Source organism: Rhizobium sp. 01N447_2 (assembly GCF_056399245.1).
This window is the reverse complement of record NZ_JBFTQY010000113.1, coordinates 1-15,241: the sequence shown is the minus strand read 5'-3', so window position 1 is coordinate 15,241 and position 15,241 is coordinate 1. Positions and strand designations below refer to the sequence as shown.

At 61.0% G+C, this 15,241-nt stretch carries 17 protein-coding genes and 1 pseudogene; 11 read left to right on the top strand and 7 right to left on the bottom strand.

Annotation, left to right across the window (positions count from 1 at the left end; translation table 11 throughout):
- The 7 genes from AC1ECN_RS36525 to AC1ECN_RS36495 form a co-directional block, all read left to right on the top strand.
- Positions 1-710 (top strand): triose-phosphate isomerase (locus AC1ECN_RS36525; RefSeq protein WP_477955778.1); only part of this gene is annotated, 710 nt, incomplete at its 5' end.
- Between the two features lie 11 nt (positions 711-721).
- A complete protein-coding gene (gene derI, locus AC1ECN_RS36520; RefSeq protein ID WP_017996196.1) occupies positions 722-1,177 on the top strand; it encodes a D-erythrulose-4-phosphate isomerase in 456 nt (151 codons plus the stop codon).
- 216 nt (positions 1,178-1,393) lie between these two features.
- Complete coding sequence (ku, locus tag AC1ECN_RS36515; RefSeq protein WP_130726071.1) at positions 1,394-2,290, top strand: non-homologous end joining protein Ku; 897 nt, start codon at positions 1,394-1,396, stop codon at positions 2,288-2,290.
- Between the two features lie 12 nt (positions 2,291-2,302).
- Positions 2,303-3,121, top strand: a complete 819-nt coding sequence (ku, locus tag AC1ECN_RS36510) for a non-homologous end joining protein Ku (RefSeq protein WP_024319823.1) — start codon at positions 2,303-2,305, stop codon at positions 3,119-3,121.
- A gap of 8 nt (positions 3,122-3,129) precedes the next feature.
- Positions 3,130-4,188, top strand: coding sequence for a non-homologous end-joining DNA ligase (gene ligD / locus AC1ECN_RS36505; RefSeq protein WP_018068522.1), 1,059 nt, complete (start codon positions 3,130-3,132; stop codon positions 4,186-4,188).
- 235 nt (positions 4,189-4,423) lie between these two features.
- On the top strand, positions 4,424-4,657 hold the full coding sequence (locus tag AC1ECN_RS36500; RefSeq protein WP_018068520.1) for a BrnA antitoxin family protein: 234 nt from the start codon (positions 4,424-4,426) through the stop codon (positions 4,655-4,657).
- A gap of 40 nt (positions 4,658-4,697) precedes the next feature.
- Positions 4,698-5,093 carry a hypothetical protein gene (locus AC1ECN_RS36495; protein ID WP_032988777.1) on the top strand — a complete coding sequence of 132 codons (396 nt, stop codon included), beginning with the start codon at positions 4,698-4,700 and terminating at the stop codon, positions 5,091-5,093.
- Positions 5,094-5,139: 46 nt separating this feature from the next.
- Here the strand turns inward: AC1ECN_RS36495 and AC1ECN_RS36490 are convergent.
- Positions 5,140-5,208 (bottom strand): annotated as a pseudogene (locus tag AC1ECN_RS36490) (carbohydrate ABC transporter permease); the annotation flags it as partial.
- Between the two features lie 578 nt (positions 5,209-5,786).
- Here AC1ECN_RS36490 and AC1ECN_RS36485 point away from each other — a divergent pair.
- The 4 genes from AC1ECN_RS36485 to AC1ECN_RS36470 all read left to right on the top strand — a co-directional run bounded on the left by AC1ECN_RS36485 (position 5,787) and on the right by AC1ECN_RS36470 (position 9,845).
- On the top strand, positions 5,787-6,986 hold the full coding sequence (locus AC1ECN_RS36485; RefSeq protein ID WP_024319825.1) for a (R)-mandelonitrile lyase: 1,200 nt from the start codon (positions 5,787-5,789) through the stop codon (positions 6,984-6,986).
- Positions 6,987-7,373: 387 nt separating this feature from the next.
- Positions 7,374-8,735: a TadE/TadG family type IV pilus assembly protein gene (locus AC1ECN_RS36480; protein ID WP_024319826.1), complete on the top strand. Its 1,362-nt coding sequence runs from the start codon at positions 7,374-7,376 to the stop codon at positions 8,733-8,735.
- Positions 8,732-9,262 (top strand): TadE/TadG family type IV pilus assembly protein, encoded by a 531-nt coding sequence (locus tag AC1ECN_RS36475; protein ID WP_024319827.1) that lies wholly within the window; start codon positions 8,732-8,734, stop codon positions 9,260-9,262. The genes AC1ECN_RS36480 and AC1ECN_RS36475 overlap by 4 nt, the downstream gene beginning before the upstream one ends.
- A 1-nt stretch (position 9,263) precedes the next feature.
- Complete coding sequence (locus AC1ECN_RS36470; RefSeq protein WP_018480503.1) at positions 9,264-9,845, top strand: TadE/TadG family type IV pilus assembly protein; 582 nt, start codon at positions 9,264-9,266, stop codon at positions 9,843-9,845.
- 38 nt (positions 9,846-9,883) lie between these two features.
- On the opposite strand, the gene AC1ECN_RS36465 is transcribed toward AC1ECN_RS36470, so the two are convergent.
- The 6 genes from AC1ECN_RS36465 to AC1ECN_RS36440 all read right to left on the bottom strand — a co-directional run.
- Positions 9,884-10,738 (bottom strand): hypothetical protein, encoded by an 855-nt coding sequence (locus AC1ECN_RS36465; RefSeq protein WP_024319829.1) that lies wholly within the window; start codon positions 10,736-10,738, stop codon positions 9,884-9,886.
- Positions 10,739-10,867: 129 nt separating this feature from the next.
- Entirely contained in the window at positions 10,868-11,623 is a 756-nt protein-coding gene (locus AC1ECN_RS36460) for an SDR family NAD(P)-dependent oxidoreductase (protein WP_130689961.1), read from the bottom strand.
- A gap of 74 nt (positions 11,624-11,697) precedes the next feature.
- On the bottom strand, positions 11,698-12,462 hold the full coding sequence (locus tag AC1ECN_RS36455; protein ID WP_130726069.1) for an SDR family NAD(P)-dependent oxidoreductase: 765 nt from the start codon (positions 12,460-12,462) through the stop codon (positions 11,698-11,700).
- A 9-nt stretch (positions 12,463-12,471) separates the two neighbouring features.
- A complete protein-coding gene (locus AC1ECN_RS36450) occupies positions 12,472-13,506 on the bottom strand; it encodes a proline racemase family protein (RefSeq protein WP_027688168.1) in 1,035 nt (344 codons plus the stop codon).
- A complete protein-coding gene (locus AC1ECN_RS36445) occupies positions 13,503-14,993 on the bottom strand; it encodes an aldehyde dehydrogenase family protein (RefSeq protein WP_130726108.1) in 1,491 nt (496 codons plus the stop codon). The genes AC1ECN_RS36450 and AC1ECN_RS36445 overlap by 4 nt, the downstream gene beginning before the upstream one ends.
- Before the next feature lie 33 nt (positions 14,994-15,026).
- Positions 15,027-15,241 (bottom strand): NAD(P)/FAD-dependent oxidoreductase (locus AC1ECN_RS36440; protein WP_477955774.1); only part of this gene is annotated, 215 nt, incomplete at its 5' end.

Below are 15,241 nucleotides of genomic sequence, written 5' to 3'. Positions count from 1 at the left end.
CGCTCGAGAAAGCAGATGATCCGGTCTCGTTCGATGACGCCGCGCGCGACCCGCATATCCAGCGCTTCGTCATTCCGTCTTTCACCGCCGTGCGCGAGGTCAAGGCGATGCTTGCCACGACCTCGGTGAAAGTCGGCGCGCAGAATATGCATTGGGCCGACCAGGGTGCCTGGACCGGCGAAGTCTCGCCGGTAATGCTGAAGGACTGCAATCTCGATCTCGTCGAGCTTGGCCATTCCGAGCGGCGCGAACATTTTGGAGAGACCGACGAGACTGTGGGTCTGAAGACCGAAGCGGCCGTTCGCCACGGTCTCGTTCCGCTGATCTGCATTGGCGAAACGCTTTCCGACCGCGAAAGCGGAAAGGCCGCCGACATCCTCGCAACCCAGGTGCGCGGCGCGCTTTCGAAACTTTCAGGCGCCCAGAAAAGCGCCGAAATCCTGCTGGCCTACGAGCCGGTCTGGGCGATCGGCGAGAAGGGCATCCCGGCGACTGCGGATTATGCAGATGCCCGCCAGTCCGAAATCATCGCCGTTGCTGAAGCTGTGCTGGGCCGGACGATCCCCTGCCTTTACGGCGGGTCGGTCAACCCCCAGAACTGCGAAGAACTGATCTTGAGCCCGCATATCGACGGGCTCTTCATCGGCCGTTCGGCCTGGAACGTCGAAGGCTACCTCGACATCCTGGCCAAATGCGCCGCCAAACTCTGAGGAGAAAGACCATGAAGCTTGCCATTGCAGGAGACAGCGCCGGCGAAGGCCTCGCCAAGATCCTGGCAGACCATCTGAAGGAGCGCTTCGACGTCTACGAAGTCTCGCGCACCAGCGCCGGTGCCGATCCTTTCTACGCTAACCTCTCGGACCGCGTCGCCTCAGGCGTCATCGACGGCACCTACGACAAGGCGATCCTTGTTTGCGGCACCGGCATCGGCGTCTGCATCTCGGCCAACAAGGTTCCGGGCATCCGCGCCGCCCTGACGCACGACACCTATTCTGCCGAGCGTGCCGCGCTTTCCAACAATGCGCAGATCATCACCATGGGAGCCCGCGTCATCGGAACCGAGCTTGCAAAGTCGATCGCTGATGCGTTTCTTGCCCAGACCTTCGACGAGAACGGCCGCTCTGCCGGTAACGTCAAGGCCATGGATGATCTCGACGCGAAGTACAGCGCCCGTTGAAGAATGATGGCGGTGAAGTCGGATATATCTTGGTGGTTGCCGCCTCGTTCAAAAGCACGTTGCGAAAAAAAGAGACATCGAATCAAGAACATCTCCGGACTCGGAATACGGGAGATCTCTACGTGTTAAGTCCTTGAATTTAGATTCGTTTCGACTCGGAACAATTTGCCAGGTGATTCAGTTGAATCGCGTTGGTTGTGTGAGGGAGTCGCGTAGATGGTTGCCCCGCGGGCGAATTGGAAAGGCTACATCAAGTTTGGAGAAGTCGCGTTTCCTGTCGCGCTCTACACCGCGGCATCCTCCTCCGAACGGATCGCCTTCAACACTCTGAACCGAAAGACCGGCAATCGTGTTCGGCGCGAGTTCGTCGACAGCCAAACCGGCAATCCCGTCGAGCGTGAGGATCAGGTCAAAGGCTTTGAGATCGAGGACGGGCGATATGTCGTCCTCGAACCCGAGGAAGTCGCGGCAGCCATTCCAAACAGCGACAAGACACTTACGGTCGAAGCGTTCATTCCCTGCGAGGAAGTCGATGATGTCTATTTCGACAAGCCCTACTACCTTGCTCCTGACAAGATAGGCGGCGACGCCTACAAGCTGCTGCGCGACGGCATGAAAAAGGCCAGGGTTGCTGCAATTGCTCGCACGGTCTTGTTCCGGCGTCTGCGCACCGTTCTCATTCGGCCGCACGGCAACGGCTTGGTCGGTTCCACCTTGAACTATGACTATGAGGTCCGTTCGTCGCAAAAGGCTTTCGAGGAAATGCCGGACCTCAAGATCGAAGGTGAGATGCTGGAGCTCGCCAAACACATCATCAACACGAAAAAAGGCCAATTTGATCCCAAGCAGTTCGACGACCGCTATGAGGCGGCGGTGGCAGAGCTTGTGAAGGCTAAGATTGAGGGCCGGACGCTGCCGCAGAAGAAGACGCCCCCGGCATCCAAGCCCGGCGACCTCCTTCAGGCGCTGCGTGAAAGTGCCGGAATGTCCGCGTCCGCCAAGACCAAGCGCTCAGCGGTTAACGCCAATGCCGGAAAGGGGCGCCAGGCAGCGCGTGCGACGTCGGCGAAATCGCGTGGCACCGGTGGCGCTCAACACCGCCGCGCCAGCTGATTGGAGGATTCCATGGCCCTTCGTCCCCACTGGAAAGGCTACCTCAAGCTGTCGCTCGTCACCTGCCCTGTTCAGATGATGCCGGCGACGTCGGAAAATGAGAAGGTCCGCTTCCACACCTTGAACCGAGAGACGCAGAACCGCGTCGTCAGCCATTATGTCGATTCCGTCACCGGCAAGGAAGTGAAGGACGAGGACGAGGTGAAGGGTTATCAGCGCGGCGAGAACGAGTATGTCATTCTGGAAGACGAGGAACTCGAAAACGTTGCACTCGACAGTACCAAGACAATCGACATCGAAGTTTTCGCGCCGCGGGATGGCGTCGACTGGATCTGGCTCGATACGCCCTACTATCTTTCTCCGGACGATCCGGTCGGCCAGGAAGCGTTTTCCGTCATCCGCGACGCCATGGCCGCCGAGAATATGGTCGGCATATCAAGACTTGTGATCTCAAGACGGGAACGCGCCGTCATGCTGGAGCCACGCGGCAAGGGCATCGTGCTCTGGACGCTGCGATATGGTGATGAGGTGCGCAACGCCGACACCTATTTCGAGAGGGTCGATGACGAGGCTGCCGACAGCGAGATGATGCCGCTCGTCCAGCAGCTCATCAAAAAGCAGACGCAACACTGGAGCCCGAAGATGGTCTCCGATCCCGTTCAGGACAAGCTCCTCGATATCATCGACGCGAAGAAGAAGCAGATGAAAAAGCCGAGCAGGGCAAAGCCCAAGGCTGGGGAAAAACAACAACCGGCACCGAGCAATGTCATCAATATCATGGATGCCCTGCGCAAGTCGGTCGAAGCGGAAAACCGCCCGGGGAGGCGTTAAACCCAATCATGACGCGCCCGCGCCGCCCCATTCTGCCCTTGCTCGACGAGTCCCACGCAACGCTGCAGTCTCGTCCGATCCGCAAGCGCGATCCCGACCAGCCAAGTCTGCCCTTCGATCCAATGCCGTTGCGCGTCGAGCCCTGCCTTGCGCTGCTGAAGCCGACCGTGCCTGTGGGGTCGGATTGGCTCTATGAGGTCAAGTTGGATGGCTATCGATTGGCAATCCATGTTGAGCCGAAGGGCGTGCGGGTCACCACTCGCGGCGGCCATGATTGGACCCATCGCTTCCCGACCATCGCCGCTGCAGCAAAAGCGCTTGGGGTAACGACAGCCATCCTCGATGGCGAGGCGGTCGTTCTTGACGCGCAGGGCCGATCGGATTTTGGCGCCCTGCAGCGTTCGCTTGGCGGGCGGGGCGGCAAGCGAGTGTCGATAGAGTCGATCCTCGTCGCCTTCGACCTTCTCTATCTCGACGGTCACGATCTCACTGGCACCGAGCTTGACGTGCGACGGCACCTTCTTGAAGACCTGATACCGGAAGGCGGCAATGGCACGATCCGCATTTCCGAAGAAATAGACCTCCCGGCCGAAGATCTCCTCGAGCACGCCTGCCATCGTCATCTGGAAGGCATCATCGCCAAGCATCGCGACCGGCCCTACCGCAGCGGCCGCACGGGCGACTGGCTGAAGATCAAGTGCGTCCAGAGCGAAAGCTTCATGATCGTCGGCTACGAGCAGTCGGCATCCGCCCGCGGCGGCATCGGCAGCCTGCTTGTGGCCGGCAGACAAGGTTTCGACTGGGTTTACGTGGGGTCGGTCGGGACTGGTTTCAGTGCCAGGGATGCGGAGCAGCTAAAAAAGACGCTCGATCGGTTGAAGACGAGCCGGCCGGTTACTCCGTTGAAGGGCAAGCGCCTCGTCTTCGTGCAGCCGACGCTGATTGCCGAGATCGAGTTTCGCGGCTGGACCGATGACGGCAATCTCCGCCATGCGTCCTACAAGGGGCTGCGCGAGGTTCAAGATAACGCCGCTGTCTTCGATATGACTGGCTTCATGGGCGATTGAGGAACCACCATCAGCCTTCCGCTTTGATGCGCCGCCGCCGCCAAGCCTTCACGATGCTGACGATGGAGCCAAGACCCGACATCGTTCCATACGACGACCTGCGGCCCGGCACGCTGGCGATCAAGCAGTTCGGCTAAATCGCCTTCTCGCAAAACAAGATAAATAGTCGACGAAGCGGCCGACATCACGTATGCCGCTCATATGTCGCTCCGATAGACAATAGAAAGTGACAACCATGGCAAACCCGCCCCGCAGACCTGTCAATCCACTGGATGCTGCCGAAGCATTGTTCAAACCCGCGAAGAAGAAGCCGGAACAAGCCGTTGAGCGGCCGGCACTGCCGAATGTCAAGGAGCTTGTTTCGCTCAAGATCGACAGTGATGTGCTTGCCTTTTTCCAGGAAAATGGCGCTGGCTGGCAGGATCGTATCAACGATACGTTGCGCGCTGCGATGAAGAACGGCCTCTGACCCTATTGCACCATCTTGTACGCCACGGGTGGTCGCTGTGATGCCGAATGCACTGCACCGGCTACTCCGCAGCGGCGGCGTACATGTTCTCTTCGCCTTTTTGGCAATGGGCAGCTGGGCGGTTTTCGCCAATCGCGCGCACGCCATGCCATTGCCACTCTATGCCGGCCTTGTGCAGGGTACGATATCCGCCTGCCTGACGCTTTTCCTGAAATCCGTCATCGACTGGCTTTCAAAGCGCTTCGTCGGATCTGTGCGATTTTGGGCGCCGCCTCTCATTGCCTGTATCGGCTCAGCCAGCATTCTCGTGGCAATCCATGCGGCGACCGGCACGCCGGAAATACTCAAGACCATCGCATTTCCGCTGCTCGTATCGACKAGCTACGCGGCAATTTACAATTATTCGATCTCGGCAAGACGAGGTGTCGATACATGATGGGAAGGCTCCGCTGCAGGAAGCAACGGCGTGCCTGCGGTAGACTTCACTCCTTCACTGCGCCGGTCATCGAGGAGACGTAGTAGTCCACGAAGAACGAGTAGAACATGACCACTGCCCGAGGCATATGTAGAGCGTGGCCGTTCAGGTGAGGCGGACACGATTGCAGCTCTCGCAGGAATTATGGGTCATCGGCGTAAGGAAGCTGAGGCGGAGCGACGCCGGCTGGTAAAGGCGTCGAAGACAAACGTTGGGCGAAAACCAACCCAATCAGGTGCCTCTCATCGCATCTCATCATTCTCATTCATCAATGCGTGACACGGTTGGCGCGCGCGCGAACATGAAAAGCGCATTCATGAATGACTGTCATAGGTTCATGCCAAACATCCCATCTAATCCGATCAATGGTAGGGCAGTATATTTCCTCCGGCACAGAGCGAGGACGCAGCAATAATAGATCGAGACGCAAGACCGTCAGTCAGGCGTCAGCTTCCCGGCGCGGCTACGACCCGGACTGCTGAGGGATCAGCATAGGCTCCCCTTGTGTGCCCACTTGCGGACGTGGCGGAGGGCTACCGCGCCATGGACGAACGCCGGGCCATCAAGACGCTGCTTCGACGGTAGGGGCGGTTGGCCGCTCCGGCGAGCCTTAAAGCTTATGTGTCTGATTAAACCTTCGACGGAGACAAATTCATGAAGAAGATCGCAGCCACCATCGCAATGTCCACACTGGCAGCAGCGGGCGCCGAAGCCGAAGACAGGCGCGCGCGCGTTGCCCCTCCGGCCGTCTACGAGACCGCGCCGGGTCTTGGGCATTTCACCGACGACGTGCTGTTCGGTGAGGTCTGGGAACGTCAGGAACTTTCGCCTCGTGACCGCAGCCTCGTGACCGTTGCCACCCTGGTGGCAACCGGCAAGGCCGCGCAGACCGGAAGCCATGTCCGCCGGGCACTCGACAACGGCGTGAAGCCTGAAGAGATCGGCGAACTGATCACGCAGCTTGCCTTCTATACCGGCTGGCCCAATGCCATGTCTGCTGTCACCGAGACGAAGAAGGTATTCGAAGAGCGCGGGATCGGCACCGTTTCGAACAGCGATGCCGCCCGGATCGACTTTGACGCTGCGGCCGAGGCGGCGCGTGCGGCGACCGTGGACACCAATGTCGCATCGACGGCGTCGGCGCTTGCCGACCTCACCAACCGCGTCCTGTTCGGCGACCTCTGGCAGCGTCCAGATCTATCTGCCCGAGACCGCAGCCTCGTGACCATGGCGGCCCTGGTGGCGATCGGGCAGCCTGAACAGCTTCCTTTCCATGCGAACCGCGCGATGGACAATGGCCTGACGCGTGCAGAGGTTTCCGAGATCGTCACCCACATCGCTTTCTATGCCGGTTGGCCAAGAGCCATGTCCGCCGTTCCAGTGGTGAAACGTGTTTTCGATCAGCGCGAGACACCAACGGTAAAGGAGTCGACCGTGACGACAGAAATTAAAATCACACGCGCGGGGAATGGCAAGGCATCCGCACCGGAACAGTACTTCACGGGCAAAGTGGAAACGTCAGGATTCTATCGTGGCGATGCGCCGGCAAGGATTGGCGGCGCGACGGTGTCGTTTTCCGCTGGCGCCCGTACTGCATGGCATACCCATCCGCTTGGCCAGACGCTCTTCATCGTCTCCGGGAAAGGTTGGGTTCAGAAGGCGAATGGCCCCGTCGAACAGGTCGGCGCGGGTGATGTCGTCTGGATCCCGCCGCATATCAGACACTGGCATGGCGCCTCAATGGACGAGGGGATGACGCATTTCGCGGTCGCAGAAGCCCTGGACGGGAACTCGGTCACCTGGATGGAAAAGGTCTCCGACGACGAATACAATAAGGGCCGTCTGCTCGACTGATGACCCAGGTGCACCCCAGGAGGACGCGATGACACGTGAATTTCTCCGACGCCGTTTTCTGCAAGCGCTATCCCTCGCCGCGGCCACACTGCCGGTCATGATCTCCGCGCTTGGATAGTTCACGCTGTTGAACGAAAACGCTGGAGAGGTCGCGGATGCGCCACGTGCGTATCCCCGCTTCCGGCTTACTCACTCATGCGGATCCCCCCGGCATGAAAGAGATGACGTGTCATTCCTCGACTATCCATAATTCGCAGACATATACAATATGCGCATGAAACAATGCGTCGACAGTCCGCGTTCTGCCGGAAAATGCAAAAATTAACAGAGACTTAAGCAATTCGGATACTTCTTGCACATTAGTATGACTTATGTGACGGTGGTTTCTTGCGCTCGGGTCTTTCATATTCATTTGCTCGGATCTTCAAAGCTCTCCGCGGTCTCGGAAGCGACCGGGGCGGCAATGTCGCGATCGTCGTTGCGCTCACCCTGGTGCCGATGATCGTCGCAGTCGGCGCCAGTTTTGACTACATTCGTACCTACAATGTCCGCCAGAGGATGCAGAGCGACCTCGACACGGCGCTGATCGCCGCAGTCAAAGAGATCGATACCGACGACACCGTCGCTCTCAAGCAAAAAGTTTCCGACTGGTTCCACGCACAAGTGGAAAACAGCTATACGCTTGGCGACATCGACATCGATACATCAAACCATAAGATCACGGCGACGGCGAGCGGCACGGTTCCGACGACGCTGATGAAGATCGCCAACATCGACACCGTTGACGTCAGCGTGGCAAGCGCCGTCAAGGGGCCGGCCACCTCCTATCTCAATGTCTATATCGTCATCGACACATCACCGTCGATGCTTCTGGCGGCAACAACGGCCGGCCAGACGACCATGTATTCCGGCATCGGCTGCCAGTTCGCCTGCCACACGGGCGATGCGCACAAAATCGGCAAGACGACATACGCAAACAACTATGAATACAGCACGGCCAAGAACATAAAGCTGCGCGCCGACGTCGCCGGAGATGCCGTCAAGGACGTGCTTGCCCTGATCGACACCTCAGACAGCAATCATCAACGCATCAAGGTCGGATTATATAGCCTCGGCGATACCCTCACGGAAGTCCTGGCCCCGACGCTGAGCACGGACACGGCGCGAACACGCCTAGCAGACTCAAGCTACGGTCTCACCAGCGCGACCTCGAAGGCAGCCACCTATTTTGACGTGTCGCTTGCGACGCTCAAGCAGAAGGTCGGGACCGGCGGGGACGGAACCTCCACGAACTCGCCGCTCAAGCTGGTTCTCTTGCTGACGGATGGCGTCCAGTCGCAGCGCGAATGGGTGACCGACAAGGTCACATGGTCGAACAACAAAGCAATTTCCGGGGCATACTGGAACAAGGTGGCGCCTCTCAATCCGGACTGGTGCGCCTACGTCAAAAACCAGTCCGCCACCATGGCGGTTCTCTATACCGAATACCTGCCGCTCACTTCGGATTGGGGCTACAATGCGACCGTCGGTTCGACCATGGCAAGCGCCAACTGGAAGAGCACCTATGGTGGCACCATGCAAAGCGGCGTGTCGTCCAGCATCACGAGACGCGACTACATTCCCTATGCGCTTTCCGATTGCGCATCTTCCAAGAGCCTGTTCATATCAGCATCGTCGTCGGCCGAGATCACGGCAGGCCTGTCGGCGCTGTTCACCCAATATCTCGCATCCGTTCGGCTGACCCAATGAGGCCAGGGAAACGCTTCGCATCGCTGCACCGCCTGCTTGGCGATCGCAAAGGGGTCGCTGCGATCGAATTTGCGATCCTGGCTCTGCCGCTCTTCATCATGATCTTCGGCATTATCGAAGTGTCGCTGATGTTCTTCGTCAACTCGGCGCTGGACGCTTCGGTTCACAAGATCTCCCGGATGATCCGTACCGGCGAGGTGGCGTCCTCGAAGATCACGCAGGCCGATTTCAAGGCCAGAATTTGCAATGACATGCTTCTCTCGTTCAGCTGTTCCAGCGATCTCCTGGTCAAGGTGAACGTGCTCTCGGACCTCTCGTCCGCCGCCAGCGCCGATCCCATCGACGACAGCGGCAATCTCACGGTCACCGAGACCTATGATATCGGCAAGGGCAGCGACTACGTCCTGGTTCAGACGTTCCTGCCATGGACTGCCGTCGTGAATTTCTTCAGCCTATCGAGCGCCAAGCTTGCCGACGGCCGCTACCTGCTCGGATCTTCCGTTCTGTTCCGCAACGAGCCTTTCTGACATGATGAGACGGAGCCAGTCCTTTTTCCGCTTTGCCCGATCCCTCGCCCGTCATCTCATGCGCGACCGGTCGGCGGCTTCGGGCGTGGAATTCGCGCTCGTGTTGCCGATCCTGGTGATGCTCCTGTTCGGCACCGTCGATCTCGGCCATGCGCTGACAGTCAGCCGAAAGATAGATGAGATCGCCTCTTCCACAGGCGACATGATTTCACAGCAGGGCTCCTGGACGAAGTCCGATGTCGCCAAGCTTCTCTCCGGCGCCAGCTTCATCCTGCAGCCTTATGAGACAACAGGGCTGACGATCACCGTTGCGGTGGACGATATCGCGAAGAGCGGCAGCGCAACGGTCAACTGGTCTGCAGCACTCAACACCTCCGCACTGAACTCCGGCTCGGCGAGCACAATCGAGGTCCCTTCGGAGATCCAGGATGACGGCGTGCAGGTCGTGCTGACCCGGGTGCAGTACACATTGACGACGCCGGTCTCGGCGTTCTTTTCAAACTTCACCGGGCAGAATGGCTACAGCTTCGATCGCCATTACTTCAATCGCCCGAGGGTCGGCGACACGATCACCTACAACTGAGCCGAGAGAGCTGTCGCAATCGGCTGGACGTCCCAGGCTCACTTGGGCAGCCTGACAACGCCGTATGGATTGAACTTGAACTCATCCGGTTCGTAGGTGGAATCGAAGGAGAGGCTTGCACGGCGATCCCTAAGCGTCGGCTCGAGGCCCCGCTGCGCGATCTCGTCGGCAACCGCATCCATGATGGCGACGATCTGTCTTTCGCTGCCAGCCGTCTCAGGCACATAGACCTCCGGCAATCCGACGAGATGGAAACCGACGCTCTCCAGGTACCCCGGAACCGATAGCGGCCGCTTCGCAAAGGCCAGTCGGCCGATCCGCTGCTGAGCCAGCGGGTCGGCGGCCTTCAGCGCCTCCGCTCCTTGCCGGATCAGCTCGCTCCATCGGTCGAGGCCGTGGGCAATGCCGGCGCTTTCACCCTTGACAGCAACCGCTCCCGCATCGATCAAGCGTTCGACGAGGCGCAGCGCCAGCATAGAAACCTTCACCGTCTCTGCCTGCGTCACGCTCGGCCCGAGGACATAGAGGACCGATTGATGATCGGCGACGGCTTCCTCGTCTGCCGGGCTCCATGCATCGGCTTCGACCCGGTCCCAGCACACGGCGAAGGACTGGACCATCCGGTCATCGGGCTCGGCCTGGGAGTAATTCTCGTCGACGCTGAAGCCCGTGGCGAAGTCACGGATCGCCTGTGATGCGGCCTCGGACAAGGCGCTGAGGTTTCGTTCCCTGCTGAGGAAACATAAGACATGCCTGGGCGTTACCGACGATCCCGCCGCCGCTTGCACCGCCGTTTCCTCGCCACCATGAGGGCTGGGTTCCTTCGCCGATGACTGCTTCCAGCCGACCAACGCCCCGATGGACGCCAAGAGTGCGCGACGCAGGAGATTCAAGATCGATGCCTTCCGTTCGGTCGAATGTTCGCAGCCTCCTCGCCTTGTAACCGGATGAAATCCGAAACGAAAGCAGGATCAAGCGCCTCCGACAGTCCGGCATGCTGCCACCGAATTCGGCCGACCCGTTCAAGCCACAGCTTGCGCGCCGGTGATTTCCACGAGCGAGCCGCACATGAAGGCCGCTTCGTCCGATGCAAGGAAAGCAACGAGCGCTGCCACCTCCTCCGGCCTGCCGATACGGCCGTAAGGCACGAGTTTGTCGAGATCGGCGATCGTCCGACCAGAGCGGGTGACGCCGGCTTCGAGCATCGGTGTATGGATTTCACCGGGGCAGACGGCATTGACCCGGACCTTGTCGGGCGCATAGTCGCGGGCGAGGTTCTGGGTGAAGGCGGCGACTGCCGCCTTCGTCGTGTTGTAGGCGATGTGGTTCGGCGCGGGGTAGAGCCCCCATTGCGAGGCGGTGTTGACGATCGCGCCGCCACCGGCATTGATCATGTGCGGGAGGGCCGCACGGCAGAGATGGAACATCGAATCCAGATTGACCGCGAAGCTCGTCTGCCAGTCTTCATCCGACAGCGACAGCAGATTTCCGCGCCGGTTTATGCCCGCATTGTTGACCAGAACATCCAACCGTCCCTTGATCGCAAAGGCCTTCGCGACGAGGTCGACGCATTCCGGCTTCCGGGAGATATCAGCCGCGATCGCAGTTGCAGATCCGCCCGTGGCCTCTATCAGCGAGGCGACTTCGCCTGCCGCCTCTATGTTGGCGTCCGTCACCACCACGAAGGCACCTTCGTCGGCCAGCCTCCTGGAGATGGCCGATCCTATGCCGCCTCCGCCGCCCGTCACGACCGCGACTTTATTGACAAATCTTTTCATATCGAACCTCTTGGAGCTCTTTGCTTTTCGCAATTCCGGACACAAAACCGCTGCGCAGTTTTGCTGGAATTGCTCTATCTGATGTAGCTGCCGCCGTTGACGTCGAACGTCGCCCCGTTGACCGAGACCTGCGACGGGCGAAGCAGGAACGCCACCAGCTCGGCGATCTCTCCCGTTTCGGCCATCTCCCCGATCGGGATATCGCCAACTGCCGCATCCTTTCCGTGCCTCACCACGAAATTCTCGGCCATATCGGTTCGCACCCACCCCGGCGCGATGGAGACGGCGACGACGCCGTCGCGCCCGAAGCTGCGCGCGATCGATTTGGTGAGATTGATCAGCGCTGCCTTTGTCGCGCCGTATGGCATGGCGTCGGCTGCGTAGCCGCGCTGTCCGGCGCGACTTGCGATGTTGACGATCCGCCCGCCGCCGTTCTGCCTGAAATGCACGAGAGCTTCCTTGCACAGGTCCGCTGCCGCGAAGAAGTTCACCTGAAACTCCTTCTGCCAGGCGGCCTGCCAATCGGACGGATCGGCGTCAATCGAGATCTCGTTGCGGATGCCGGCATTGTTGACGACGGCATGGATGCGCCCCGCCGCCGCAAGTGCTTCGTGCCATAGCGCGAAGGCGCCGTCTGGACGGGAGAGATCGGCCTGGACGATCAGGCCGTTTCCGCCGAGCTTGCGAAGCAAAGCTTCTGCGCGCTGCCTGTCGCGCCCATAATGGATGATGGGCCGGGCTCCTTCCGCAGCCAGGCGTTCGGCGATGGCTGCGCCGATCCCGCCCGACGCCCCGGTGACGAGGACCGTCTGGCCGGCCAGTGCTTGAGGGTGAGACAACTTTGGCTCCTAACCGAGAAGGCCGACCTGGGGACCCCAGGTGTCGGACAGTGCGAATCCTGCAGCGAAAGGATCATCGGCGGAGATGCGCAGCTGCTCCCGGCCATAGACGAAGGCCCGGCCGGTTATTCTCGGCAGCACGGCGCGGCGGCCGCCCACCTCGGTCTCGCCGATCGCCTCCGCCAGGAATTCGCTGCCGATGATCGACCGCGACGTCCTGCGGTCTCCGACGGAGACCTCTCCGCGGGCGTAGAGCGCAGCGAGGTTCGCCGAGCTACCAGTCCCACAGGGCGATCGGTCGACGCGGCCGGGTTGCAGCGTCGTGCAGGTCCGCACCGCGCCATCGGCTTCCTGTCCACGAAACATCACATAAGCGATCTCGTCGATACCGCTGAGGACGGGATGGGCGACCGAGACCTGCCCTGACAGAAGCGACTTGAGCTCGATACCGGTTTCTGCGAGCAGCCGGGCATTGGCAGGCGCAATATCGAGGCCGAGTTGCTCGACATCCACGAGCGCGTAATAGACGCCGCCGAAGGCGACGTCGATCTTGATGCGGCCCCATTTCGGCGTCTCCACCTCCTTGTCCAGCGCTTCGGCGAAGCTCGGCACGTTGTCGAGGCTGACGGACAGGCACTGGCCGTTGCGGCAGGCGGCGCGTGCGACGATGAGTCCGGCGGGCGTGTCGAGGCGGACGACCGTCTCCGGCTCCGACATCGGCACCCGCCCGCTCTCGAGAAGTGCCGTGACCACGCAGATGCAGTTGCTGCCGGACATCGGGTGGGCGCGGTCGGCCTGGAGGACAATGAAGCCGGCATCCGCATCGCTGCGTGTCGGCTCGACCAGCAGGTTCACGGACATGGCGACGTTGGCGCGCGGCTCAAAGGTGACGAAGCGGCGCAGGCTGTCATCAACCGTGTTGATGTGGTTCATCTTGTCGAGCATCGTCGCGCCAGGTATCTCCGGCGCTCCTGCCACGATGACCTTGCCGATCTCGCCCTGGCAGTGGACCTGTAAGAGCTCCAGGGTCCGGTTCCAGTTCACTTGGCTGCCTCCGGCTTGATGTACCAGCCCCAGGGGGCCTCGCTGGCGAAGCGGGTGATCTGCTTGGTCTCGAGATAGTTGTCGAGGCCCCAGCGTCCGAGTTCACGGCCGATGCCGGATTCCTTGTAGCCGCCCCACGGAGCTTCCGTGAACGTCGGTTGCGAGCAATTGATCCAGACGATCCCGGCGCGGAAGGCGGCGGCAACCCGCTCGGCGCGGGTATCGTCCTTCGACATGACAGCCGCGGCCAGGCCGAAGCGGGAGTCGTTTGCGAGCTCCACGGCCTCCTCTTCTGTCTTGAAGGAGCGCACGCAGACGACCGGTCCGAATATCTCCTCCTTCCAAGCGTCGCTGTCGAGCGGCACGTCGGCCAGCACCGTCGGCCTGAGATAGAACCCCCTGTCGAATCCTTCCGGGCGGGTGCCGCCGCAGGCAACCGTGGCGCCGGCCTTCCGGGCGCCTTCGATCGCCGCGACGACCTGGTCGTACTGGCGTTTCGAGACGAGCGGGCCGAGAAGGGTTCCCTCGTCGAGACCATTGCCGATCTTGATCCTGTTCGTCTCTTCGACCAGCCGTTCGAGCAGACGGCCATAGATTGCTTCGTGCACGAGAACGCGGGAGGTGGCAGAGCAGACCTGGCCCTGGTTCCAGAAGATGCCGAACATGATCCATTCGACGGCCTTGTCGATATCGGCGTCCTCGAAGACGACGAAGGGTGACTTGCCGCCGAGCTCCAGGCTGACGCGCTTGATGTCGCGGGCGGCCGCGGCCATGATCTTCGAGCCGACCGGTCCGGAGCCGGTAAAGGCGAGCTTGTCGACCTGTCTGTGGTCGATGATCGCCTGCCCGGCGATCGAGCCTGCCCCCGTCACGATATTGAGGACGCCAGCAGGCAGCCCGGCTTCGTCGGCGACCGCCGCCAGCTCGAGCGCCGTCAGCGATGTCAATTCGGCGGGCTTGAGCACGACGGTGCAGCCGGCGGCAAGTGCCGGGGCGACCTTCCATGCCGCCATCAGCAACGGATAGTTCCAGGGAATGATCGCGCCGGCCACGCCAATCGGCTCGCGCACCGCCTTGGACGTGAACCGTGCGTCGGGAAGCGCGATCGCCTCCTCGGGATTGTTGTCGAGCTGTTCGGCCAGACCCGCATAGAAGTCGAAGCAGCCCGCCGCATCGGCGACGTCCCAGTCGGCCTCTGGAAACGGCTTGCCGTTGTCGAGAACTTCGAGGCGGGCGATCTCGGCCTGACGGGCGCGGATGCCGTCCGCGATGGCGCGGAGATATCCGGCGCGCCGGGCTCCCGTCAGCTTCGGCCAGCCATCCCTGTCGAAGGCGCGGCGCGCGGCCTTCACGGCGAGGTCGACGTCTTCGGCCGTTGCGGCGGCGATCCTGTGGATCACCTCCTCAGTCGCCGGATTGATCACCTCGCAGGTTCCGCCCTTGGCCGGTTTCACCCATTGCCCATCGATGTAGAGTTCGCTTCGCATAGTCACTCCCTTCGCCTTGCGTCGACGCCGCTCTCAGAAACGGTCGACGCGATAGGGTTTCATGTCGACGGGCGGTTCGACGCCCGTGATGAGATCGGCCATCAGGCGGCCGGTCGTCGCCGCATATGTGAGACCAAGATGTCCGTGGCCGGTCGCGTACCAGACGTTGCGCCGCTTGGCGGATCGGCCCATCACCGGGACGGTGTCGGGCAGCGCCGGGCGATGCCCCATCCACTCCGTCGTCTGCC

What these genes read in the sequence shown, in the direction of transcription:
- ku (WP_024319823.1), top strand. Translation starts at nt 2,303, where the DNA reads ATGGCCCTTCGTCCCCACTGGAAAGGCTACCTCAAGCTGTCGCTCGTC.
- AC1ECN_RS36460 (WP_130689961.1), bottom strand. Translation starts at nt 11,623, where the DNA reads ATGAAAAGATTTGTCAATAAAGTCGCGGTCGTGACGGGCGGCGGAGGC.
- derI (WP_017996196.1), top strand. Translation starts at nt 722, where the DNA reads ATGAAGCTTGCCATTGCAGGAGACAGCGCCGGCGAAGGCCTCGCCAAG.
- ligD (WP_018068522.1), top strand. Translation starts at nt 3,130, where the DNA reads ATGACGCGCCCGCGCCGCCCCATTCTGCCCTTGCTCGACGAGTCCCAC.
- AC1ECN_RS36445 (WP_130726108.1), bottom strand. Translation starts at nt 14,993, where the DNA reads ATGCGAAGCGAACTCTACATCGATGGGCAATGGGTGAAACCGGCCAAG.
- AC1ECN_RS36500 (WP_018068520.1), top strand. Translation starts at nt 4,424, where the DNA reads ATGGCAAACCCGCCCCGCAGACCTGTCAATCCACTGGATGCTGCCGAA.
- ku (WP_130726071.1), top strand. Translation starts at nt 1,394, where the DNA reads ATGGTTGCCCCGCGGGCGAATTGGAAAGGCTACATCAAGTTTGGAGAA.
- AC1ECN_RS36475 (WP_024319827.1), top strand. Translation starts at nt 8,732, where the DNA reads ATGAGGCCAGGGAAACGCTTCGCATCGCTGCACCGCCTGCTTGGCGAT.
- AC1ECN_RS36485 (WP_024319825.1), top strand. Translation starts at nt 5,787, where the DNA reads ATGAAGAAGATCGCAGCCACCATCGCAATGTCCACACTGGCAGCAGCG.
- AC1ECN_RS36470 (WP_018480503.1), top strand. Translation starts at nt 9,264, where the DNA reads ATGATGAGACGGAGCCAGTCCTTTTTCCGCTTTGCCCGATCCCTCGCC.